The organism is Paraburkholderia sediminicola (genome assembly GCF_046027825.1).
GTDB classification, from domain to species: domain Bacteria; phylum Pseudomonadota; class Gammaproteobacteria; order Burkholderiales; family Burkholderiaceae; genus Paraburkholderia; species Paraburkholderia sediminicola_D.
In genome coordinates, this window is record NZ_JAQQDU010000004.1 from 60,002 (window position 1) to 82,192 (window position 22,191).

A 22,191-nucleotide genomic window follows, 5' to 3' on the forward strand; every position below is an offset into this window, starting at 1 on the left:
AATGGTGATGAATCATGTCCGAAAGTCCGATTGATCCTCACGCGCATCATCACGCGCATTGCCTGCCGTTCGGCGCACAGTTGCTGGGCGCGACAGGCGCGAACCCGCGCACGCGGTTTCGTTTCTGGGCGCCTTCGTGCAAGGCCGTCCAGGTGGAAATCGAAAACGGACCCGCCCAAGGCGCGCATGACATGACACCCGCCGGCAACGGCTGGTTCGAAGCAACCGTCGACGGCGGCGCGGGCACGCTGTATCGGTTCCGGCTCGATGACGAGCATGCGGTGCCCGATCCTGCGTCGCGCTTCCAGCCGCAAGACGTGCACGGCCCGAGCGAAGTGATCGACCCGCGCGCGTATCGCTGGGAACACACCAGCTGGCACGGCCGCCCATGGGAAGAAACGGTGTTGTACGAGTTGCACGTCGGCGCAATGGGCGGCTACGGGGGGGTGCAGAAGCGTTTGCCTATACTTGCCGCGCTCGGCGTGACGGCCATCGAATTGATGCCGGTGAATGACTTTCCCGGCAAACACAATTGGGGCTACGACGGCGTGCTGCCGTATGCGCCCGATTCCGCATACGGCCGCCCCGAAGAACTGAAAGCGCTGATCGACGCCGCGCACGGCCTCGGCCTGATGGTGTTTCTTGACGTGGTCTACAACCACTTCGGCCCGGACGGCAATTATCTGCACCAATACGCCCGCTCGTTTTTCCGCGAGGGCTCGCACACGCCGTGGGGCCCCGCGATCGACTTCAGCCGCAGTGAAGTGAGCGACTTCTTCGTCGACAACGCCGTCTACTGGATCAACGAATATCGCCTCGACGGCCTGCGTTTCGACGCGGTGCATGCCATCGGCAATCATGCGTGGCTGCGCGAATTGTCCGACCATATCCGCACGAAAGTGCAGCACGGGCGGCATGTGCATCTGGTGCTGGAAAACGAACACAACAGCGCGAGCCTGCTGGACACGCATTTCGACGCGCAATGGAACGACGACGCGCACAACACGCTGCACGTCCTGCTAACGGGCGAAACCGAAGGCTACTACCACGCCTACGAAGACCAGCCGATCCGCCGCCTCGCGCGCGTGTTGTCGGAAGGCTTCGCGTATCAGGGCGACCCCTCGCCGATTCACGACGGTGCGCCACGCGGCGAATCGAGCGGACATCTGCCGCCCACCTCGTTCGTGATGTTCTTGCAGAATCACGATCAGATCGGCAATCGCGCATTGGGCGAGCGCCTGCGCAAGCTGACGTCGGACGATGCCTTGCGCGCCGCCACCGGTTTGCTGTTGTTGTCGCCGCAAGTCCCCCTGTTGTTCATGGACGAGGAATACGGGTCAACCCAGCCGTTCCTGTTTTTCACCGACTACACCGGCGAGCTCGCCGACGCCGTGCGCGAAGGGCGGCGCCGCGAATTCGCCCGTTTTTCGGCGTTCAGCGACGAGAAACGTCGCGCGCAGATTCCCGATCCAAACGACGTGAAGACCTTTGCCGCATCGTCACCACCGGAACCTGTTCAAGGCTCCGCGGCGGATGACGACGCGAAAGACCGGCTCGACTGGATGCACTTCTACAAATCCGCGCTCGCCGTGCGGGCGAAGCTGATCACGCCACGCCTGAAACATGCCAAAGCGCTCGGCTCGACCGTGCTGACCGCCGCAAACGGCGGGAACGCCAATGCGCTGATCGCCCGCTGGAGACTCGGCGATGGCGAGACCTTGTCGATCGCGTTGAATCTCTCAAAGGAGAACGTGGCGTTTCCCGATCTGCCTGCCGGCAAAGTGATTTTCGAAACGCCGCCGCGCGTACGCGAACAGGTTGACGCCAAGGCGTTGCCGTCGTACGCATTTGTCGCGTGGGTGACCGGCGACGTCAGCGACTATGCCATCGGCCACGATGCTCGCATCGCGGGCCAACAGGAGCGCCACGCGTGAGTGCGACCCGACGTCCAAACGATACGATCGTGACCCTTGCCACGCGCGCCGGCTTCGAGGTCGAGTGGCGGGATGCGCACCATACGACGCAGCATGTGCCGGAGAGCACGCTCGCCGTGCTGCTCGACCGGATGGGCTTGCCATGCGGCAACGCCACGCAAATCCGGCACAGCGCCGCCGCACTCGATGCTGAACTGTCCGGTCGCAAACTGCCGCCGTTGATGACCGCCGAGGTCGAACGCGGCATCGCACTGCCTGCCGCCGCGATCAAATCCGGCAGTCACTACCGGATCGAACTTGAAAGCGGGTCGATCATCGACGGCCGCTTCACAGCGCCCAAAGGCGAGGAAGCGTTGCTCGCACCGATCGACGAACCCGGTTATCACACGCTGGTGATCAACGAGCAACGCGTGACATTGGCCGTGGCGCCGTCACGCTGTTATACCGTCGCCGATGCGTGGCGCACGCTGCACGACGGTGCCGCGGCGCAAACGCCGTCGCTGTGGGGCATTGCCGCGCAGTTATACGGCTTGCGCCGCAAGGGCGATGGCGGCATCGGCGACTATACGGCTCTCGCGCAAATGGCGATTGAAAGCGCGAAGCGCGGCGCGCATGCGCTCGCCGTCAGTCCGACACACGCGATGTTCAGCGCCGAGCCGAACCGCTTCAGTCCGTATTCGCCGTCGTCGCGTTTGTGGCTGAACGTCACGCATATCGATCCCGCCGCGGTGTTCGGCGCGGACGCCGCGCGCGCCGCGCTCGATACCGCGCAGGGCACCGGCGCATGGTCGGCACTCGAAGACCTGCCGCTGATCGATTGGCCGAACGCGGTCGTGCTGAAGCTGAAGGTTTTACGCGTGCTGTACGAGAACTTCTGCACGCAGGAACGCGCGCACGACACGCCGCGTGCGCTCGAATTCCGCGGCTTCTGCGAACGTGCCGGCCGCGCGCTGGAAGATCACGCGCGTTTCGAAGCGCTGCAGGCCGTGCAGTTGGCTCAAGCGGGCGGCAACGGCCATTGGCGCAACTGGCCTGAGGCATTGCGTGATCCGCGCAGCCCGGAAGTTGAAGCCTTTGCCGACGCGCATCGGCATGAAGTCGATTTTCATCTGTTTCTGCAATGGCTCGCCGCCAAGGGTTTGTCGCACGCGCAGCATGCCGCGACCGACGCCGGGATGGCCGTCGGCCTGATCGCCGACCTGGCCGTTGGCTGCGATAGTGCCGGCAGCCATGCATGGTCGTACCGTGACGACATGCTGCAAGGTATTTCGGTGGGCGCGCCGCCCGATCTGTTCAACCAGGCCGGCCAGGCATGGGGTCTTACTACCTTCTCGCCACGCGCGATGCGCACGCAGGGCTTCTCGGCGTTCATCGACATGCTGCGTGCCGCGTTCGCGCATGCGGGCGGCATCCGCATCGACCACATTCTCGGTTTGCGGCGCCTGTGGCTCGTGCCCGAAGGCGAGAGCGCACGTAACGGCGCCTATCTGCGCTATCCACTTGAAGACCTGCTGCGGCTGATCGCGCTCGAATCGTGGCGGCATCGCGCAATCGTGATCGGCGAAGATCTCGGCACCGTGCCGCCCGGTTTTCGCGAGCGACTCAACGAACACGGCCTCGCCGGTATTCGCGTACTGTGGTTTGAAAACGCGGACGGCGGCAAGGGCTTCAAGCCACCGCACGCGTGGGACCGCAACGCTGTCGGCACCACGACCACCCACGATCTGCCGACCGTAGCGGGCTGGTGGCGCGGCAGCGACATCACGTGGCGCAACAGGATTGGACAGACGATGGCGCGCGCCGATGGCCGCGACGCGGAAGAAGTGGCGCAGGAAGAACGCGCCGCCGATCGCGCTCTGTTATGGCGCGCGTTCCAGCAAGCCGGTGTCGCCGCGCCAGACGTCCAGGCGCCGCCGCCCGACAAGGCACCCGTGGATGAAGCGCTCGCCTTCGTCGCCGCGACGCCCGGGCCGCTCGTCACGTTCCCGCTGGAAGATTTGCTCGCGCTGGTCGAGCAGCCGAATCTGCCGGGCTCGATCGATCAGCATCCGAACTGGCGCCGCCGCGTGGCCTTGCCCATCGACGAACTGTTCGACGACGGCACGTTCAGCGATCGTCTGCTGGCCGTCGACCGCGCGCGCCGCGGCGCAACGGTTGCGGCTTCTTCCAACGCTTCTTCGGAGCCTGATACGCCATGACCGTCCCGCGCTCCACGCTCCGCCTCCAGTTTCATCGAGGCTTTACCTTCGACGATGCCGCGAAGCATGTCGACTACTTCGCCGCGCTCGGCATCAGCCACGTGTACGCGTCGCCCATCACCACCGCCGAGCCGGGCTCGATGCACGGCTACGATACCGTCGACTACAGCCAGGTCAGCGCCGAATGCGGGGGCGAGGCGGCCCTGAAACGCCTCGCCGACAAGCTGCGCGCGCACAACATGGGGCTGATCGTCGACGTGGTGCCGAACCACATGGGCGTCGGCGGCTCGAGCAATGCGTGGTGGCTCGACATCCTCGAATGGGGCCGGCACAGCACGTACGCACGCCATTTCGATGTCGACTGGCATTCGCCCGACCCGGCCTTGCGCGGCAAGGTACTGGCGCCGACCCTTGGCGCGCCGTACGGCGAGGAACTCGCGGCAGGCCGGATTGCGCTGCATTTTTCAGCCGACAGTGGGCGCTTTTATATCGGCTACGGGCCGCATGTGTTTCCGGTGTGTCCGATCGACTACGCGACAATTCTGCAGAGCGCCGACCGCGCCGATCTCAACGCGCTCGCCGAACGTTTCCAGGGTCTGACAACACAACCGGCCGATCAACCGCGCGCCGCCGAAGGGCGCGACATGCTGCGCGAGTTCGTCGCGCAAAACGGCGCCTCGGCGATCGACCTGGTGCTCGAAGCGTATGCGCCCACGGATCCGGTGACACGTGACCGTTTGCATCGATTGATCGAACGGCAGCACTTCCGCCTCGCGTGGTGGCGCACCGCGTCGGACGACGTGAACTGGCGGCGTTTCTTCGACATCTCGACGCTCGCCGGCTTGCGTGTGGAACGGCCCGAAGTCTTCGAGGCCGTGCATGCGCTGATTTTCCGTCTGTATCAGGAAGGCGTGGTGGATGGTTTGCGGATCGATCATGTGGACGGTCTTGCTGAACCGCGTGAGTACTGTCAGCGTCTGCGGCAACGTCTTACCGAATTGCGCGACACGGCGCCGTATGTGATCGTCGAAAAAATTCTCGGCCGCGGCGAGCCGCTGCGCGACGATTGGCCCGTGGACGGCACGACCGGCTACGATTTCATGAACGACGTGGGCGCGCTGCTGCACGATCCGGCGGGCGCCGAGCCGCTGGCGCAGACATGGGCCGAACTCACTGGCCGTAGCCCGCGATTCGCCGACGAAGCATTGGCCGCGCGGCGCAAGATTCTCGCGGAGAACCTCCCGGCGGAACTGGACCGCGCGGCGCGTGCGTTGCATCGCATTGCCCGCGATTCGCTGACGACGCGCGATTTCACCTTCACGGCGTTACGGCGGGTGTTGGCCGAACTGGTTGTGCATTTTCCGGTGTATCGGATCTATCCACAGAACGGGCTGCGCAGCGCCGCCGATAACGTGTATTTCGAGCAGGCGCTGGCAGGCGCGAGACAGACGCTTTCGCGCGCGGACTATGAGGTGCTCGACCGCGTGAATGCGTGGCTCGGCGGTAGTGCGGAAGAAGCGCCGAATACACGCGGCAATGCGCAATCGCAGCAGCAGGGTCCGAATGGCGCACCGCCGAGTCATGCGGGTTCCGCGCGGCGCACTGCGCAGACGCTGTTTTCGCAATTGACCGCGCCGGTCGCCGCGAAGGCGATTGAAGATACCGCGTGCTATCGCTATGGCCGTTTGCTGTCGCGCAACGAGGTCGGCTCGGACCCCGGCGAGTTTGCTTTGTCAGTCGAGCAGTTTCATGCGGCGAATCTCGGGCGTTCGCAGCGCTTTCCTCACGCGATGCTCGCCACGGCAACGCATGACCACAAGCGTGGCGAAGACGTGCGCGCGCGGCTTGCGGTGTTGAGCGAGATTTTTCATGACTGGAGCGCGACGTTGCGTGCGTGGTCGACCTTGAACGCGCCGCATCGGCGTGCGCTCGACGGTAAGCCGATCAGTAGCGTGAGCCACGACACGAGCTACGATTGGGCGCCTGGCCCCGCCGCTGAGGCGATGCTGTATCAGACCCTGGTGGGCTGCTGGCCACCGGATCTAAAGCCGGACGATGAAGCGGGCGTCAAGGAACTGGCCGAGCGCGTCGCGCAATGGCAGTTGAAGGCGCTGCGGGAAGCGAAGCTGCAGACCAACTGGCTCGCACCCGACGAAGCGTATGAAGCCGGCTGCCGCGATTTCCTGTTCGATATCCTGGCACCGCAGCGGCGCGATGGGTTCCTGCGCGAGTTGTCCGCGTTCGTCGCACGGATTGGGCGCGCGGGTGCTCTCAATAGTTTGCAGCAGACGGTGTTACGGCTGACCTCACCTGGGATTCCCGATCTTTATCAGGGCACCGAGTTGTGGGATTTCAGTCTGGTCGATCCCGACAATCGCCGGCCCGTCGATTTTGCCAAACGTGGGGCATGGCTGGCACAGACGCCACCTTCAGAGTTTCTGGCGAGCTGGCACGATGGCCGGGTGAAGCTCGCGGTGGTGCAACGCGTGCTGGCGTTGCGCGCGCATTTGCCGGAATTACTGAGTCAGAGTACCTATCTGCCGCTCGAGGTGCGCGGTGCGCATGCGTCGAATGTGATCGCGTTTGCGCGACGGCACGGGAATGCGTGGGCCGTGGTGGTGGCGAGCCGGCTTGCTGCCGGGTTGCTCGGCGAGCACGGCGATCTGCCGATGGTCGATCCGGCCAAATGGGGCGATACGGCAATCGAGATGCCTGCGGATCTGGCCGGGCGGGCGCTGTTCGACTGGTTGAGTCCGGCGGCGCCCAAGGTCGATGAAAACGGCTTGCTGTATCTGCGCGATGCGTTGGGGGCGATGCCTATCGCAGTGTTGGTGGAGGATGGTGTGCCGCGCAGTTGATCTGTGATTTGTCGAAGGTTGAAGGCGGCTCAGGCACACACGCTTTAGCCGCCTTTTTATCGTCTCATTCAAGGCGATGCATCACCCCGCTAAGCCGCCTTGCTGCGCACGTCTGACTGCCTCGGCCACCTGCTCCGCCACTCGCCGCGTGTCCCAATACACCTGCCCTTTGTACATCCGGTCACCGCGCAGGTTGAAGCGGTCGACACCCTGCCACTTCAGCGCCTGCCCGGCTACGGTGGCTGATGCCTGCCATTCGATCATGACGGCGTCGCCCGTAGGCGCCCATTGAAGGACATCTACCTTCAAGTCCGGGAGTTGAGTTAGGACCTGACGGAAGTGTTCGATTACGCCAGCCCTGTTAGCCGGTTCCGTCATGGGTGGGATCAGGTTTTGTGTGTCCTCGTGCATGAGATCTTCGAGGTTATCGGCCACGGGGTTTTGCCACTCCGAGGCGAAGCGTTGCACTGCTGTCCGGGCATTGGCTAACTGCTCCGCGGTCGGGGGAAGGTATTTTTCTGCTGACGTCATGTGGGTTTGCTCCTGAATGGGTTGCTTACCTACGGTGTTGTTTTGCCCATGCATCCAAGCCGCAGCCAAAGGCAATCTAAACATACAACACGATTTTCACATACACCGTGTATGTATACTACAATCAGAATGTGAAAAATCAAGGGATAAAAATCGAACCCGATGCCGACAGCAGATCCCACCCCAAGATCCCGTCGCGAGGAATACGCGGACGCGACCCGTCAGGCGCTCATGACCGCTGCGGGGGAGCTATTCACCTCACAGGGCTACCAGCAAGTCGGAATAGAAGCCATCGCACGCAGCGCACGCGTCACTCGCGGCGCCTTCTATCACCACTTCGCTGACAAAGCCGAACTGTTCGACGCCCTGGTCGAGTCTCTCCAGGCGAGCGCCGCGTCAAAAGTCCAATCCGCAGCTGTTGCCGCTCCACCAGCAAAACAGATGAGCGCGGGCATTCGCGAATTCCTGGAGGTCTGCACCGAACCCGCCTACCGGCAACTCGTCATTGAAACCGCGCCCGCCGTGCTCGGCCCGGCGCGGTGCCGTGAGATCGAAGAAGCGCACGTCTACGGTCTGCTCATCGGCGCGCTGACGGACCAGACCACTGGCCATGAAAAAGCAAAGGCCTACCTCGCCGCGCGCATGATCGGCAGCATGGTGTGCGAAGCGGCACAATTGCTCGACGGCGCGGACGACCCCGTTGCACTGAAAGCCGAAGCGTTGAAGCTCGTTGAAAGCATGGTCGGCGCGCTGACTGCCGATAAGAGCCGGGCCACAGCAGCCCGCAAGTAAGCCGTACTCGAGAGGAACACCGATGCAGATCGACTGGCCGAGTATTCAGAGTGGAAGTGCTGACACCTTGCACGGCACGCGTGTCGACATATCAGGCTGGATGATTCCACTGGACCCGCAAGCGGACGCAGTCGATTACTTCTTGCTGAGCGCCGACGAGCCATGCTGTGGGGGCTGCGTGCCGCGCAATCCGCTGACATCGATCGAAGTGCAGATGGCCATGCCGCTCGCGCCACAGGCTGAGGCGCTGGCTCTGCGCGGCCGGCTGGTTCGTCTGCTCGACGATCCTGCGGGCTGGCGCTATCGGTTAGTCGATGCAATGCCGCTCGATCCTCCGCACGCGCCACAGCGTCGATTTAGCCGGCGCGCGTTTCTGGCATCAGGCGCGGCGCTTGGGTTGACGGCCTGTGCGCCCGGGCGCTTTGCCGGCTACACCGAGGCCCACGCCGAAACGACACAGACGGCACAGACAACGCAACCGGCACAATCCGCACAATCCGAAACCGCACCGGCATGGCAAGCGCCTCCCGGCATGCTCACCATCGACATGCACAGCCACGGTGGCCGCGTGATCGTGTCACGCAATCCGGTGATCGGCGCAAACCGTCCGTTTATCCCGCTGGCCGCGCCGATGCGCGCCGGCGGCATGAATGTCATCTGCCTGGCGATCGTCACCGATACGACCGTCACGCGTGTGGCGGATAACCGTAAGCGTTTCGAAGCATGGCGCGAGCCACAGCCGGGCGAACTGTATGCGCTCGGCCAGACTGAATTCCTGCGCGCGCATCAATTGGTCGAACGTGAGCAGATTCGAGTGGTAACAGATACGGCGTCGCTAACGAAGCTCGGCCCGCTCGGACCCTGCGCGATCATCTCCGCTGAAGGCTCGGATTTTCTCGAAGGCCAGGTGGATCGTGTCGATGAGGCGTACACGAAGCATCAATTGCGGCATCTGCAACTGACGCACTATCGCGTGAATGAACTGGGCGATATCCAGACCGAGCCGCCGGTGCATGGCGGCCTCACGGACATCGGCGTGCAGGTGGTACAGCGCTGTAATGCGTTGGGAATCGTCGTGGACGTGGCGCACGGCACCTACGACCTGGTGAAGCGCGCGGCCGATACGTCGACCAAGCCACTGGTGCTCTCGCATTCGGCATTGGCCACGCATCCGAGTGCGCGAAGCCGGCACATCACGCCGGATCATGCGCGGATGATCGCCGGTACGGGTGGCGTGATTGGCGTTTGGCCGAGCTCAGGATCGTTTCGCGATTTGCATGCGATGGCCGAGGGCGTCAAGCGCATGGCGGATGTCGTCGGGGTGGAACATGTCGGCCTCGGGACAGACATGCTCGGGTTTATTTCACCCCCCGTGTTCACGAGCTACAAGCAGTTGCCCGATCTGGCCAGTGCGCTGTTACAGGCGGGATTCTCGCAAGCGGAAGTCGGGGCGATTCTTGGGGGCAACTACCAGAGGGTGTTTCAGGCGTCGGTGGGGTGATGTTCCACACCTTTTCGCTAAGAGGAACCTAGCGCCCTGCCGCCCACAGCAACGAAACGCCCGACGACAACATCAACCCATCAACGACAAGTTTGAAAACCGCAGGACTCATCCGGACCACAATCAGCCGCGCGGAAAAAGACCCGATCATGAGTGCCGTGCCGGTGATCAAACCGTCGATCACCACATGCAATGGCAATGCGCCGAAATGCTTGAAAACCGCGACTTTGGTGCCGTAGACAGCCAGGGATCCGGCCGCTTCGGTCGCAAGAAAAGCGCCTTTAACAAGGCCATACGACATAAACACGGGCACCGTAATCGGCCCGGTGGACACGACGATGCCGGTGAGAAAACCCACCACGCCGCCGATCAGCGAAAGCTGCCACAAAGTGAATTTGATAGCGCGTCGCGCCAGCCAGCGCCGCGTCGGCACCATCGCGACAAAGAACAATCCCAACGCAAGTTCGACCGCGTGGGGCGGCAACGCAAGAAGCGTCCGCACGCCCAGCGCGGCGCCTGGAACCGCAGTCACGCAGTAAGCGCCGCAGGCTCGCCAGTCGATCTCGCGCCACCACGCAAGGATCTTGCCGAAGTTGCCCATGATCGCGGCGATCGCCATGATCGGTACCGCCTGCTGCGGACCGAACAGCATTACGAGAACGGGCATCAGCATCATCGACGAGCCCGTGCCGATCACGCCGCTCAGCGTGCCCGCCAGCAAACCGACGCCCAGCACCAGCAAATATCCCATATCGCCCCCGGTGGTATGGACGACGATTTTACCCGAGCAATGTTTCAGTGACCTGGGACGGATTCAGTGCAGAAGCCGATTAAAGCCCATTAGCCGCCTTCATCGTCGAAGGTCTTCGGATACACGCGCACGAGCACAATCCGCGGCCCCTTCATCTTCTTGACCACCACGTCGAAGCGATCGAACTCAATGCGCTGCCCTTCGGTAGGCAAATCGTTGAGCGCCTGAATCACGAGGCCGCCGACCGATTCGGCCTTGCCCTCGTCGATATCGATCCCGAGCGCGCGTTCCAGCGACACCACCGGCAAACTCCCCTTGCCCATCAACGTGCCGTCGTCCATACGCGTCCAGTCGGCGTCGCCCTGGCGGAATTCGTCGTGGATCTGCCCAACCAGTGCGCCGAGCAGATTGTCCAGCGTCAGAAAGCCGATCGGTTTCGCGTTCTTGTGGCCAACCAGCGCGAAGTGCGGCGCACCCTTGCGGAAGCGGCGAAACAGTTCGAGCGCCGGCATGTCCGGCTTCACATACTGTACGGGCCGCGCATATTTGGAGAGGTCGTCGAGCGTGCTCCCCGCGTGCCGTGCCAGCAGCAGGTCTTTCAAGTGGATCATGCCGGCCACGCGCTCGCCGGACGCGTCTTCGAACAGCGGATAGCGGCTGAAGCGGTGCCGCGCCACCACCTGCATGTTTTCGCGCAACGGCAAATCGCGCCGCATGCCGACCATTTCATAGGACGGGCGCATCAGATCCGAGACGGTCATGCGCGAAAAATCCAGCGAATGCGCAATCGTGTTCCATTCGTCCTGGCTATAGGCGCCATCCGGCGAACCGAGTTCAGTCGCGACGTTGGCGTGGCGGCCACGCAGGATCAGCTTGAGTTCGTCGGTCGAGTAATGCGAATCGTGGCCGTGGTCCGCGGCCAGACCCGCGAGTCTCAACACCGCATTGGCGCTGGAATTGAGCACCCAGATCGCCGGGTACATCGCCCAGTAAAAGCCGTAGAGCGGCGTGGCGGCCCACAGCGAAACCTTTTCCGACTCGCGAATCGCCAGAGATTTCGGGGCTAGCTCGCCCACCACGATGTGCAGGAACGAAATACACGAGAACGCGAAGAACAGCGAGATACCGTGGATCAGCTTCTCCGATTCCACACCCAGCAGGCTGAAGACAGGCGTGAGGAGTTCCGCGAACGCCGGCTCACCGATCCAACCAAGTCCGAGCGACGCCAGCGTAATACCGAGCTGACAGGCGGACAGATAGGCGTCGAGCCGCCCATGCACCTTCGCCAGCAAACGCCCGCGCATACCGTGTTTGGCGGCAAGGCTCTGCACACGGGTCTGCCGCAGCTTCACCAGACCGAATTCGGCGGCGACGAAAAATCCGTTGAGGGCAACGAGAAACAAAGCACCGATAAGGGCGACAACCTGGATCAAAGCGAAGGGCTCCGGCAACTAAAGTTGTCAGTATAGAGGGCGAAAGCTGAATGAAAGTTAATCGCGCACAGGAATGCACGGCGACGGCCGACACTCACGCTGCGGTCGTCGCACTCAGCGGCACATGCAGCGCGAGCGTAGCAGTTTCGCTCTCAAGTATGTCGCTTTGCTCGAAACTGCCGCCGTGCGCTTCCGCGACGCGCTTGCACAGCGCGAACACCCACGCGATCCGATTGGCTTCACGCGGTTCGCGCGCCTGCTTGCGGGCAAAGACTTCCAGCAAATGAGGCAGCGCAGGATCGTCCAGTGCGGCGGCGCTCGGCTTGAAGGTGGCGGTGGCGTACCACCTGGTGGCATCCGCGCGTGCGGCCAGCGTGACCGCGGCGCCCTCCGTGCTCGCCTCGACGGCAAACGTGAGCATCACCCACAGCGCGGCGGCCAGGCGCTCACGGTCGCCGTTGCCCTGCTCGGTGGCGAGTTGCGACTCGACCGTCACGTCGACGCCACGCGTGCGCGCCAATCCGGAGCGGACTTCTGCAACGGTTTCATCGAGTAGCGGATGCAGCGGAAACGTCGCACAAGCGAGCGCCAGCGATTTGGTTCCGGCCCGCGTGGCGTCGATAATCGTCTCCAGCAACTTTACCTGCTGGTCCACGCCGCTTCGAATCCCGGTGACGGCGCGCTGCGCGTTGGGGTCGTTTGCATCGAGCTTGCGCTCGAGCACGTACGCCCAGCTATGGATGGCGTTCAGCGGACCACGCAAGTCGTGCGACACCAGCGACAGCACGTGATCGCGCATAAACAGCGCGGTCTCCGCGCGCAGATGCGCGGTGCGTTCGGAAACGGCGAAGCCGGAAATAGCCGGCTGTGCGCCGGTGGCCCCGGTGGAAGACGTTGTCACGATCGAGCCCTCTCAGGCGGTACATGAATTGTTAAAAGAAGTCCCATTATAGGCATGCCGCCCAGCGCAACCAGCCTGGCCGGATGGCCAACGTGGACGCAAACCGCATGCCACGCGGCAATCCTGGGCGATGCGACGCCAACACGCCTACAATGTCGGTTTTTACGTTTTTGACCTAAGGAGCGACACATGTCGACTGTGACTACCGAATCCGGCCTGAAATACGAAGACATCGTTGAAGGCACTGGCGCCGAAGCGGTTGCCGGCAAGACCGTCAGCGTGCACTACACCGGCTGGCTGACCGACGGCCAGAAGTTCGACTCGAGCAAAGACCGCAACGACCCGTTCGCGTTCGTGCTGGGCGGCGGCATGGTCATCAAGGGCTGGGATGAAGGCGTGCAAGGCATGAAGGTTGGCGGCACGCGCAAGCTGACGATTCCGCCGCAACTCGGCTATGGCGTGCGTGGCGCAGGCGGCGTGATTCCGCCGAATGCAACGCTCGTGTTCGAAGTCGAACTGCTCGACGTTTAAGTTTTTCGCTGTGCTGTTCTGTATTTTGTAATCGGGCTTCGCCAATGGGTCATGCCGCCGTCACTGCACCTAGCGTTTCGCTGCGCCGTTACGGCGCGATCGAAGCGTCGGACGTGCACGACTTTCACCAGGTCGTGCTCGGGCTCGACGGCGCGATGGTGATGGCGGTAGACGGCGTCGCGCAACAGATCGACGCCGGTTCTGCGTGGCTCATCCCGGCTGGAGCGCGGCACGATTACGCGGGCGTCGGCGAGAACCGGCAGTTGGTGCTGGATCTGCCGGCCGCCTCGCTGGCCGTGCCGGAACGTCTCTTCGACCGCGCACGGGCCGTGACGGTAGATGCCTCGCTCACGCAACTCGTGCATCGGATTGCGGCGCACGCCACAGGGGGCGTGCAAGCCGACGAGCTGGACACCCGGCGTTTTCAATGGGACGCAGCCGCACGATTGGGCGCTGCGTTAGTGGCGGACGCCGGCACTATGACCGGGACACACGCGCCTGGCCTCGACTTCGCGCGCATCGACCGCTGGCTGCGCGAGCATCTGTCGGAACCGCTGCGTATCGCCGACCTCGCCACGCACTGCGGCTTCGGCATGCGGCGCTTTCATCAGCTTTTTATCGACGCCTTCGGCGAAACGCCGCATCGCTATTTGCAGCGTCTGCGGCTCGATACGTCTCTTGGCTTACTGTCCGATCCGCGCCTGTCGCTCAGCGATATCGCGTTGGAAATCGGCTTCGGCGATCAAAGCGCTTACACGCACGCATTCACGCGGCGTTTCGGGCTGGCGCCCGGTCAATGGCGCGCGTTGCGCCACTGAGTTCGCGCAATCCGCGAGCCACCTGAAAAGGCAGCCCGCGTTTCCTGCTACAACCTGCCTGGCGTGATTAACCCGTCAGACCGCGCTCCAGATCGCCGCGGATATCGCCGGCGTTTTCCAGACCCACTGCAAGACGGATCAGCCCTTCGCTGATGCCCGCCGCCGCGCGCGCTTCCGGCGTCACGCGACCATGCGTGGTGGTCGCCGGATGCGTGATGGTGGTACGCGTATCGCCGAGGTTGCCGGTGATCGAGCAGATCTTCGTGTTGTCGATCACACGCCAGGCATTCGCGCGCATCTGCTCAGGCGTATCGCCCTTCAGTTCGAACGACAGGATCGCGCCGCCCGCCTTCTGCTGACGCATCGCCAGCGCGTGCTGCGGATGCGATTCGAGCCCCGGATAGAACACGCGGTTCACGGCCGGATGCGTTTCGAGCCAGCGGGCGATTTCGAGTGCATTCGCCGACTGCTTCTCAACACGCAGCGACAGCGTTTCCATGCCCTTGAGCAGCACCCATGCGTTGAACGCGGACAAGGTCGGCCCAGCACTGCGCACGAACGGGAACACCTTGTCCATGATGAACTGCTTCGAGCCGACCAGCGCGCCGCCAAGCACACGCCCCTGGCCGTCGAGGAACTTGGTGGCCGAGTGCATCACGACGTCCGCGCCGAGCTTCAGCGGCTGTTGCAAAGCCGGGCTACAGAAGCAGTTGTCGACCACGAATATCGCGTTGGCCGACTTCGCGATCTTGCTGATCGCTTCAATATCGGCGACCTCGGTCAGCGGGTTCGACGGCGTTTCGAGGAAGAACATCTTCGTCTCGGGACGCACGGCGTTTTTCCAGGCCTCCAGATCGGTCGGATCGACAAAAGTCGTCGTGATGCCGAACTTGCTGAAGATCTGCGAGAACATGCCGAGCGTCGAACCGAACAGCGCCTGCGAGCTGACCAGATGGTCGCCGGCCTGCAGCGTCGACATCACCACCGACATGATTGCGGCCATCCCCGAAGCCGTGGCCATGCACGCTTCGCCGCCTTCGAGCGCGGCCAGACGGTCCTGGAACATCGAGACGGTCGGGTTCGTGAAGCGCGAATAGGTGTAGTTGTCTTCGGAATTCTTGAATTTTTCGGCGGCGTCCGCGGCACTCGCGAAGACGAAGCTCGAGGTCAGGAAAATCGCTTCCGAATGTTCGTTGAAGTCGCTGCGCACTGTGCCCGAGCGGACTGCCAGCGTATCGAAGTTCAGGGAGTCGTCCATGTTAGTTCTGGTTTCCAATGTTCCATGACTGGGTTCGGCGTCTACGGCTCACGTGATTCACGTGGGAAGCGCGCATCACGCCGAACGGCAGCAACAAAAAAGCCCGCTTTTGCGTCGGCATAAGCGGGCTTCATGTGCGGGGGAAAGCTGGAGCGGAGGCGGATGATTGCGGCTTTTTCCACCTTTCGCTTTAGCTGTTTTGGGTTGCCCCGCGTCCGCAAGCTGAGATCAAATCGACGCAAGCCATCATGCTAACACGCTCGCGGCGTGGCGTGCAGCGGGCCACGCCATGAGCGGGATCACTCAACCTACCGACAACTGCAGATGCAGTTGCGAGCGCGCCGGGCCGCCGTCGGCCGCTTCGCTCGCGGCATCGCGATCCGATTGCGAAGACGGTGCGAGACGCGCGGTTTCGATGCGGTCGAGGTACTCGGTGGTCACATCGCCGGTCACGTAGTTGCCGTCGAAGCACGATGCTTCGAATTCCTTCAGCGCCGGGTTGATATCGCGCACCGCCTGCTTCAGGGCGTCTACGTCCTGATAAACGAGGTAGTCCGCGCCGATCATGCGCGCGACTTCATCGTCCGTACGGCCATGTGCGACGAGTTCGCCGCGCGTGGGCATATCGATACCGTAGACGTTCGGGTACTTCACCGGCGGCGCCGCCGAAGCAAAGATCACCTTGTTCGCGCCGGCGTCGCGTGCCATCTGCACGATTTCGTGCGACGTGGTACCGCGCACGATCGAATCGTCGACGATCAGCACGTTCTTGCCCTTGAACTCGATGCCCATGGCGTTCAGCTTCTGGCGCACCGACTTCTTGCGCATCGCCTGGCCCGGCATGATGAAGGTACGGCCCACATAGCGGTTCTTGAAGAAGCCTTCGCGATATTCGACACCCAGCTTCTTCGCGACCTGCATTGCAGCCGGGCGGGACGAATCGGGAATCGGCATCACGACGTCGATCGGAACATCCGGCAATTCGCGCTTGATCTTCTCGGCGAGGTAATCGCCCATGCGCAGACGCACGTTGTAGACCGGCACGCCGTCGAGCACAGAGTCCGGACGCGCGAGGTACACGAGTTCGAAAATGCACGGGTTCAGGCTCGGATTCGTCGCGCATTGCTGCGAGTGCAGATTGCCCTCGAGGTCGATGAAAATGGCTTCGCCCGGCGCAATGTCACGCACGAATTCGAAACCAATCCCTTCGATCGCAACGGATTCCGACGCCAGGATCCACTCGACGCCTTCCGGCGTTTCCTGCTTGCCGAGGCACAGCGGACGAATGCCGAACGGGTCGCGGAAACCGAGCAAACCGTAGCCGGCAATCAGCGACACGATCGCGTACGAACCCCGCACCCGGCGATGCACGCCCGACACCGCCTTGAACAGCGCCGCCGGATCGAGTTGCAGGCTCGAGCTGGACAGCTGCAGTTCGTGCGCGAGCACGTTGAGCATCACTTCGGTGTCGGAATTGGTATTGATGTGGCGGCGATCGATGCGGAACATCTCATCTTTCAGTTGCTGCCAGTTGGTCAGATTGCCGTTGTGCGCGAGGATGATGCCGAACGGCGCGTTCACGTAGAACGGCTGGGCTTCTTCTTCGCTCGATGCAGAACCGGCGGTCGGGTAACGGACCTGGCCGATACCGGTGGTGCCGGGCAGGCTGCGCATGTTGCGCGTGCGGAACACGTCGCGGACCATGCCGTTGGCCTTATGCATGTGGAAGTTGCTGCCGTTCGCTGTTGCGATGCCGGCGGCGTCCTGACCGCGGTGCTGCAGCAGCAGCAGGCTGTCATAGATCAGCTGATTGACCGGAGAATGGGAAACTACGCCTACGATGCCGCACATGGCATGTCCTTCAAAGGTACGAAATTCGTAACGGCGGCCGGTGCCTGCGATGCCGCGCGAGGGTACGCGACGGTGCATACAGGCAACCGGATTGCGCCGGAGTCCTGCTGCGGTCCCTTAACCGTTCACCTGATCGTCACACGCGGACGTAGGCAGCGAGCGTCTCGGGAAGCAGCGGTTTCATTACGTGCACGCCCTCGACCGCATAGGGCCGGAGCAAGGCGTTGCGCCAGAATTCCTGTTGGGGCAGTTCGGTCAAGCCAGCAAGGGCGACCAGAATCAGCACCAGCATGACCCCGCGTACGAGGCCGAACATCAAACCGAGCGAGCGGTCCACGCCGCTCAAGCCGGTTGCCTGCACAATGCGGCTCAGCAACGCGTTCAGCACGCTTGCCACCAGCACCACGCCAATCACCACGAGCGCGAATGCCAGAAGCCACTGGGTCAGCGCGCCGCCCGGCCACGTGGCGGGGATAAACGGCACGACATAACCCACGAAGCGGCAAGCAATGAAAAACGCCGCGATCCAGCCGATCAGCCCGAATATCTCAGACAAAAAGCCGCGCCACGTGCCGCGCAAGGCCGACAAACCGATCACCGCCATTACAGCGTAGTCGAAGGCAGTGAACATCGCTCGCTTACTGTGCAGCGCCGCTGTTCGCGCCCGACGTCAAGCCGGCCTCACGAACCTTCGCAATCGCGGCGGTAGCCGCTGCACGGTCGGCGAACGGACCGGCGCGCAATAGCGTGAGCGTCGAGCCGTCGGCCTGTTTCCGATGTTCGGTATATGCGGGCACACCGGCCGCTTTCAACTTGGCGGCCCAATTACGCGCGCTGGCATCGTTCGCAAATGCGCCCAACTGGACGGCGAAACGGCTGCCCGGGGGCGACGCCGGCGTGCCGGAATTGGCGTCCGCGCTTGCGGCGGCCGTATTCGCACTGTCGTCGCTCGGCGCCGGAACATTCGCCGCGCTTTGCGTGGCGGGTGCTTTGGCCGGTTTGGCGGGCGCTTGCGCGACAGGCGCTGCCGGATTGGCGGCGACGGCGGCGGGCGCTTGCGGTTTCGCGGCCGGCTTGGCTGCGGGTGCTGCGCTGGTCGCCGCGCTCTGCTGATTGGCGGCGCCGGACTGGCCTTGCGTGGCTGCCGCTGTCGGCGCAAGGCCGGAAGCGGCAAGTGCCGCGTCAGGCACTGGGTTATCCGGTGCTACGCCAGCCTGCGTGTCTTCGTCGGTCTTGGCGACCTTCGGCGCGGGGCGGCTCGGAATATCGATGGAAATGTCGTCAGTAACGGGCTTCGGGTGCGAGTCCAGCACCATCGGCAGGATCACGACCGCGGCGACAACCAGCGCGATCGCGCCGACGAGTCTGCGCCGCGCACGCTGCTTTTCAGGCAACGTAGGGTCGAGCAGCATCGCATCTGCATCCACGGTGCGCTCCGTGCGGCGGGTTCGCCGCTCCACGCGCTCGCCACGGGCGGCCCGGGTGGAACTGGTGTTTGCGCCGCGCCGGGTAGGTGCGTCGTCTTTCTTGCCGAACGAGAAAATTCCCATGAATCGCTTGGTTCGAGCCTGGCGCCCGTTCAGTGTTGCTGCGATTTACGGTAGGCCATCACGCCTGCTACCGTATAGAAACTGCCGAAAACCACGATTCTATCATTCTCTGACGCTCGTTTTAGCGCGTCTTGGAATGCCTCTGCCGGGGATGCGTAGCGCGTCACGCTGCTATCGTTGCTATCATCCACGCCCTGCTCGCGCAAGGCCGCCTCGAGTTCTGCCGCCGAAGCCGCACGCGGGGTCGGCAGATCGGTCACGCACCAATGATCGATTTCGCCCTTCAGATGGGCCAGCACGCCGGCAATGTCCTTGTCGCGCATCGCGCCGAACACGGCATAGGTGTACGGGAAAAAGCCCATATTGCCGAGATTTTGCGTCAGCACCGCGGCTGCGTGCGGGTTGTGCCCCACGTCGAGCACGATGGCCGGCTTGCCGGGCAGCACCTGGAAGCGCCCCGGCAGTTCGACGTTGGCGAGGCCCAGGCGGATGTCCTGCGCCGAGACCGGGAGCCGGTCGCGCAGCGCTTCAAGACCCGCGAGGGCCGCCGACGTGTTGATCAACTGATTCGCCCCGCGCAACGCCGGATAGGCGAGCGAGGAACGGCGCATCGTCGGGCCCACGTAGCTCCATTGCTGGCGCTCGCTGCCCGCCTGGCCTTCATAACGGAAGTCGCGGCCGAACAACCACAATTCGGCGCCGATCTTTTCGGCGTGATCGATCAAAGTTTGCGGCGCCACCGGATCGGCGCAGATCGCCGGCTTACCCGGCCGGAAAATGCCGGCTTTTTCGAAAGCGATTTTCTCGCGCGTGTCGCCGAGATAATCCGTGTGATCAATATCGATGCTGGTGATGATCGCGCAGTCCGTATCGAGGATGTTGACCGCGTCGAGGCGGCCGCCAAGGCCGACTTCGAAAATCACCGCGTCCAATCCGCGCGAGGCGAACAGACTCATGATCGCCAGCGTCGTGAATTCGAAGTAGGTCAGCGTAACCGGTTCGGCGAGGCTCAGGCGTGCGGCTTCGACGGCTTCGAAATGCGGCAGCAGATCTGCGTCGCTCGCCATTTCGCCGTTCACGCGCGCCCGCTCATTGAACGACAGCAGGTGCGGCGACGTATGGCAGCCCACCCTGAAGCCCGCGCGCAGCAGAATCGATTCGAGGATCGCACAGGTCGACCCCTTGCCGTTCGTGCCGCCGACCGTGATGATCGGGCACGCGAACGACAACTGCATCGCGTCACGTACCTGGGTGATACGGCCCAATCCCATGTCGATGCCGACAGGATGCGCGGATTCAAGGTGCGTGAGCCACGCGTCGAGGGTGGGGAATGTGGTCATCGAGTGAATCTGAGCTGTGCTGCGTTGCGAGATCGTGATTATCCCGGAAATGACAGCGCGCCGCTTGATGACTCTCGCGGCGCGCTATTTTTTGACTGCTTTTCTGACGACGGCCGCACCTGACAGGGCGCGCCGCGGCATGGATGCGAAGGCTTACGCCACCGCGTCCGCCGGCTGATGGCTCAACAGCGCCATCAATTGCGCGATTTCTTCACGCAGCTTGCGACGGTCGACGATCATATCGACCGCGCCCTTCGTCAGCAGGAACTCGGCGCGCTGGAAGCCTTCCGGCAGCTTTTCACGCACGGTCTGTTCGATCACGCGCGGGCCGGCAAAGCCGATCAGCGCCTTCGGCTCGGCGATCACCACGTCGCCGAGGAACGCAAAACTCGCCGACACGCCGCCCATGGTCGGGTCGGTCAGCACGGAAATGAACGGCAGCTTGGCTTCAGCGAGCCTGGTGAGCATGGCCGTGGTCTTCGCCATCTGCATCAGCGAAAGCAAGCTTTCCTGCATCCGCGCGCCGCCCGAAGCGGTGAAGCAGATAAACGGCACTTTCTGTTCGAGCGCGTTCTGCGCGCCGCGCGCGAAACGCTCGCCGACCACCGAACCCATCGACCCACCCATGAACGAGAACTCGAAACATGCGACCACCACCGGCAGCGTGTGGATGGCACCGCCCATCACGACCATCGCGTCGGTTTCGTCGGTGTCGTCCATCGCCTCTTTCAGGCGATCCGGGTACTTGCGGCTGTCTTTGAACTTGAGCGCGTCGACCGGGACGATTTCCTGGCCGATTTCGTAGCGGCCTTCCGGGTCGAGCAGGCCGTCGAGCCGCTCACGCGCGCCGATGCGCATGTGATGGTCGCACTTCGGGCAAACGTGCAGATTGGCCTCGACGTCATTGCGGTACAGCACGGCTTCGCACGACGGGCACTTGATCCACAGGCCTTCCGGAATCCCCTTGCGGTTCTTCGGGTCGGTTTGTTTGATTTTCGGCGGCAGCAGCTTATCGAGCCAGCTCATATTGAATCCTTCTGGGGTCAACGGTGGCGCAAACGGCGGGACGAACCCGCCGTTCACACTACAGACGACAAAAATAACTGTTATCGGGCAGTCGCGACGCTATCGATCGCCTCGCGCACTTCAGCGATGAAGTGCTTGAGCGACTCGGCGGCGGTTTCGGGAGCCGCTTGTTCGAGCAACTGCACGATACGGCTGCCGATCACGACGGCATCGGACACTTCGGCCACCGAACGCGCCGTTTGCGCATCACGGATGCCAAAACCGACGCCCACCGGCAGGGGTACGCGCGACTTGATGGCCGGGATTTTACTCGCGATGCTGGAAACGTCCAGATTTGCCGCGCCGGTCACGCCTTTCAACGACACATAATAAACATAACCGCTGGCGATTTTGCCGACTTCTGCGATACGCTCGTCCGTGGAGGTGGGCGCAAGCAAAAAGATCGGATCGATGCCGGCAGATCGCATCTGTTCAGCGAAGATAACGCACTCTTCAGGCGGGTAGTCGACAACCAGCACGCCGTCTACGCCAGCTTCCTTCGCCGCCTTGGCGAACGCTTCGGTGCCCATGCGTTCGATCGGATTGGCGTAGCCCATCAGCACCACCGGCGTCTTGTCGTCGGTTTCGCGGAAGCGCTTCACATCGGCCAGCACGTGACGCAGCGACACACCATGCGCCAACGCGCGTTCGGACGACTGCTGGATCACCGGGCCGTCGGCCATCGGATCGGAAAACGGCACGCCGAGTTCGATCACATCGGCGCCGCCGGCGGCGAGCGCGTGCATGAACTCGACCGTGCGCGCCGGATCCGGGTCGCCGGCCGTCATGAACGGAATCAGGCCCTTCTTACCCTGGGCGGACAACGCGGCAAACGTGTTCTTGATACGGGACATGGAATATTCTCGGATTTTTGGGCTA

18 protein-coding genes are annotated in these 22,191 nt (G+C 63.1%); 7 read left to right on the plus strand and 11 right to left on the minus strand.

Going from position 1 to position 22,191, the window contains the following annotated elements:
- The first annotated feature begins 14 nt into the window (after nucleotides 1-14).
- From treZ to treY, 3 genes are read left to right on the plus strand one after another with little or no spacing between them, the layout of a single operon-like run.
- Entirely contained in the window at nucleotides 15-1,934 is a 1,920-nt protein-coding gene (gene treZ / locus PQQ96_RS03390) for a malto-oligosyltrehalose trehalohydrolase (RefSeq protein ID WP_408288749.1), read from the plus strand.
- Complete coding sequence (gene malQ / locus PQQ96_RS03395; RefSeq protein ID WP_408288752.1) at nucleotides 1,931-4,132, plus strand: 4-alpha-glucanotransferase; 2,202 nt, start codon at nucleotides 1,931-1,933, stop codon at nucleotides 4,130-4,132. The genes treZ and malQ overlap by 4 nt, the downstream gene beginning before the upstream one ends.
- On the plus strand, nucleotides 4,129-6,990 hold the full coding sequence (treY, locus tag PQQ96_RS03400; RefSeq protein ID WP_408288755.1) for a malto-oligosyltrehalose synthase: 2,862 nt from the start codon (nucleotides 4,129-4,131) through the stop codon (nucleotides 6,988-6,990). Before malQ ends, treY begins: the two co-directional genes overlap by 4 nt.
- Nucleotides 6,991-7,071: 81 nt before the next feature.
- On the opposite strand, the gene PQQ96_RS03405 is transcribed toward treY, so the two are convergent.
- Nucleotides 7,072-7,521, minus strand: a complete 450-nt coding sequence (locus PQQ96_RS03405; protein ID WP_408288758.1) for a nuclear transport factor 2 family protein — start codon at nucleotides 7,519-7,521, stop codon at nucleotides 7,072-7,074.
- 162 nt (nucleotides 7,522-7,683) lie between these two features.
- On the opposite strand from PQQ96_RS03405, the gene PQQ96_RS03410 reads away from it, so the two are divergent.
- Nucleotides 7,684-8,313, plus strand: a complete 630-nt coding sequence (locus PQQ96_RS03410; protein WP_408288761.1) for a TetR/AcrR family transcriptional regulator — start codon at nucleotides 7,684-7,686, stop codon at nucleotides 8,311-8,313.
- Nucleotides 8,314-8,335: 22 nt separating this feature from the next.
- Nucleotides 8,336-9,814 carry a dipeptidase gene (locus PQQ96_RS03415; protein WP_408288764.1) on the plus strand — a complete coding sequence of 493 codons (1,479 nt, stop codon included), beginning with the start codon at nucleotides 8,336-8,338 and terminating at the stop codon, nucleotides 9,812-9,814.
- Nucleotides 9,815-9,842: 28 nt separating this feature from the next.
- Here PQQ96_RS03415 and PQQ96_RS03420 read toward each other — a convergent pair whose 3' ends face one another.
- The 3 genes from PQQ96_RS03420 to PQQ96_RS03430 form a co-directional block, all read right to left on the minus strand.
- Nucleotides 9,843-10,565 carry a sulfite exporter TauE/SafE family protein gene (locus tag PQQ96_RS03420; RefSeq protein WP_408288767.1) on the minus strand — a complete coding sequence of 241 codons (723 nt, stop codon included), beginning with the start codon at nucleotides 10,563-10,565 and terminating at the stop codon, nucleotides 9,843-9,845.
- 89 nt (nucleotides 10,566-10,654) lie between these two features.
- Entirely contained in the window at nucleotides 10,655-11,998 is a 1,344-nt protein-coding gene (locus tag PQQ96_RS03425; protein ID WP_408288770.1) for a hemolysin family protein, read from the minus strand.
- A 94-nt stretch (nucleotides 11,999-12,092) separates the two neighbouring features.
- Nucleotides 12,093-12,899 carry a sensor histidine kinase gene (locus PQQ96_RS03430; RefSeq protein ID WP_408288773.1) on the minus strand — a complete coding sequence of 269 codons (807 nt, stop codon included), beginning with the start codon at nucleotides 12,897-12,899 and terminating at the stop codon, nucleotides 12,093-12,095.
- A gap of 189 nt (nucleotides 12,900-13,088) precedes the next feature.
- Between PQQ96_RS03430 and PQQ96_RS03435 the strand changes: the two genes are divergently transcribed.
- Together PQQ96_RS03435 and PQQ96_RS03440 are read left to right on the plus strand one after the other, a co-directional pair.
- The gene (locus PQQ96_RS03435; RefSeq protein WP_006047612.1) at nucleotides 13,089-13,430 is read left to right on the plus strand and encodes an FKBP-type peptidyl-prolyl cis-trans isomerase; all 342 of its coding nucleotides are present in this window, start codon (nucleotides 13,089-13,091) and stop codon (nucleotides 13,428-13,430) included.
- 44 nt (nucleotides 13,431-13,474) lie between these two features.
- Nucleotides 13,475-14,248: an AraC family transcriptional regulator gene (locus PQQ96_RS03440; protein WP_408288776.1), complete on the plus strand. Its 774-nt coding sequence runs from the start codon at nucleotides 13,475-13,477 to the stop codon at nucleotides 14,246-14,248.
- Nucleotides 14,249-14,315: 67 nt separating this feature from the next.
- Here PQQ96_RS03440 and PQQ96_RS03445 read toward each other — a convergent pair whose 3' ends face one another.
- The 7 genes from PQQ96_RS03445 to trpA all read right to left on the minus strand — a co-directional run bounded on the left by PQQ96_RS03445 (nucleotide 14,316) and on the right by trpA (nucleotide 22,166).
- Nucleotides 14,316-15,506, minus strand: coding sequence for an O-succinylhomoserine sulfhydrylase (locus PQQ96_RS03445; RefSeq protein ID WP_408288778.1), 1,191 nt, complete (start codon nucleotides 15,504-15,506; stop codon nucleotides 14,316-14,318).
- A 303-nt stretch (nucleotides 15,507-15,809) separates the two neighbouring features.
- A complete protein-coding gene (purF, locus tag PQQ96_RS03450; protein ID WP_074290132.1) occupies nucleotides 15,810-17,357 on the minus strand; it encodes an amidophosphoribosyltransferase in 1,548 nt (515 codons plus the stop codon).
- Between the two features lie 136 nt (nucleotides 17,358-17,493).
- Entirely contained in the window at nucleotides 17,494-17,988 is a 495-nt protein-coding gene (locus PQQ96_RS03455) for a CvpA family protein (RefSeq protein WP_408288781.1), read from the minus strand.
- Between the two features lie 7 nt (nucleotides 17,989-17,995).
- On the minus strand, nucleotides 17,996-18,907 hold the full coding sequence (locus PQQ96_RS03460; protein ID WP_408288784.1) for an SPOR domain-containing protein: 912 nt from the start codon (nucleotides 18,905-18,907) through the stop codon (nucleotides 17,996-17,998).
- A gap of 29 nt (nucleotides 18,908-18,936) precedes the next feature.
- Complete coding sequence (gene folC, locus PQQ96_RS03465) at nucleotides 18,937-20,247, minus strand: bifunctional tetrahydrofolate synthase/dihydrofolate synthase (protein ID WP_408288787.1); 1,311 nt, start codon at nucleotides 20,245-20,247, stop codon at nucleotides 18,937-18,939.
- A 153-nt stretch (nucleotides 20,248-20,400) separates the two neighbouring features.
- A complete protein-coding gene (accD, locus tag PQQ96_RS03470; protein ID WP_035561032.1) occupies nucleotides 20,401-21,273 on the minus strand; it encodes an acetyl-CoA carboxylase, carboxyltransferase subunit beta in 873 nt (290 codons plus the stop codon).
- Nucleotides 21,274-21,353: 80 nt separating this feature from the next.
- A complete protein-coding gene (gene trpA / locus PQQ96_RS03475; protein WP_408288791.1) occupies nucleotides 21,354-22,166 on the minus strand; it encodes a tryptophan synthase subunit alpha in 813 nt (270 codons plus the stop codon).
- Between the last annotated feature and the right edge of the window lie 25 nt (nucleotides 22,167-22,191).

Coding starts and splice junctions, on each gene's coding strand:
- purF (WP_074290132.1), bottom strand. CDS start 17,357: ATGTGCGGCATCGTAGGCGTAGTTTCCCATTCTCCGGTCAATCAGCTG.
- PQQ96_RS03460 (WP_408288784.1), bottom strand. CDS start 18,907: ATGGGAATTTTCTCGTTCGGCAAGAAAGACGACGCACCTACCCGGCGC.
- folC (WP_408288787.1), bottom strand. CDS start 20,247: ATGACCACATTCCCCACCCTCGACGCGTGGCTCACGCACCTTGAATCC.
- treZ (WP_408288749.1), top strand. CDS start 15: ATGTCCGAAAGTCCGATTGATCCTCACGCGCATCATCACGCGCATTGC.
- PQQ96_RS03405 (WP_408288758.1), bottom strand. CDS start 7,521: ATGACGTCAGCAGAAAAATACCTTCCCCCGACCGCGGAGCAGTTAGCC.
- PQQ96_RS03435 (WP_006047612.1), top strand. CDS start 13,089: ATGTCGACTGTGACTACCGAATCCGGCCTGAAATACGAAGACATCGTT.
- PQQ96_RS03410 (WP_408288761.1), top strand. CDS start 7,684: ATGCCGACAGCAGATCCCACCCCAAGATCCCGTCGCGAGGAATACGCG.
- PQQ96_RS03440 (WP_408288776.1), top strand. CDS start 13,475: ATGGGTCATGCCGCCGTCACTGCACCTAGCGTTTCGCTGCGCCGTTAC.
- PQQ96_RS03420 (WP_408288767.1), bottom strand. CDS start 10,565: ATGGGATATTTGCTGGTGCTGGGCGTCGGTTTGCTGGCGGGCACGCTG.
- PQQ96_RS03455 (WP_408288781.1), bottom strand. CDS start 17,988: ATGTTCACTGCCTTCGACTACGCTGTAATGGCGGTGATCGGTTTGTCG.
- trpA (WP_408288791.1), bottom strand. CDS start 22,166: ATGTCCCGTATCAAGAACACGTTTGCCGCGTTGTCCGCCCAGGGTAAG.
- PQQ96_RS03415 (WP_408288764.1), top strand. CDS start 8,336: ATGCAGATCGACTGGCCGAGTATTCAGAGTGGAAGTGCTGACACCTTG.
- PQQ96_RS03445 (WP_408288778.1), bottom strand. CDS start 15,506: ATGGACGACTCCCTGAACTTCGATACGCTGGCAGTCCGCTCGGGCACA.
- accD (WP_035561032.1), bottom strand. CDS start 21,273: ATGAGCTGGCTCGATAAGCTGCTGCCGCCGAAAATCAAACAAACCGAC.
- treY (WP_408288755.1), top strand. CDS start 4,129: ATGACCGTCCCGCGCTCCACGCTCCGCCTCCAGTTTCATCGAGGCTTT.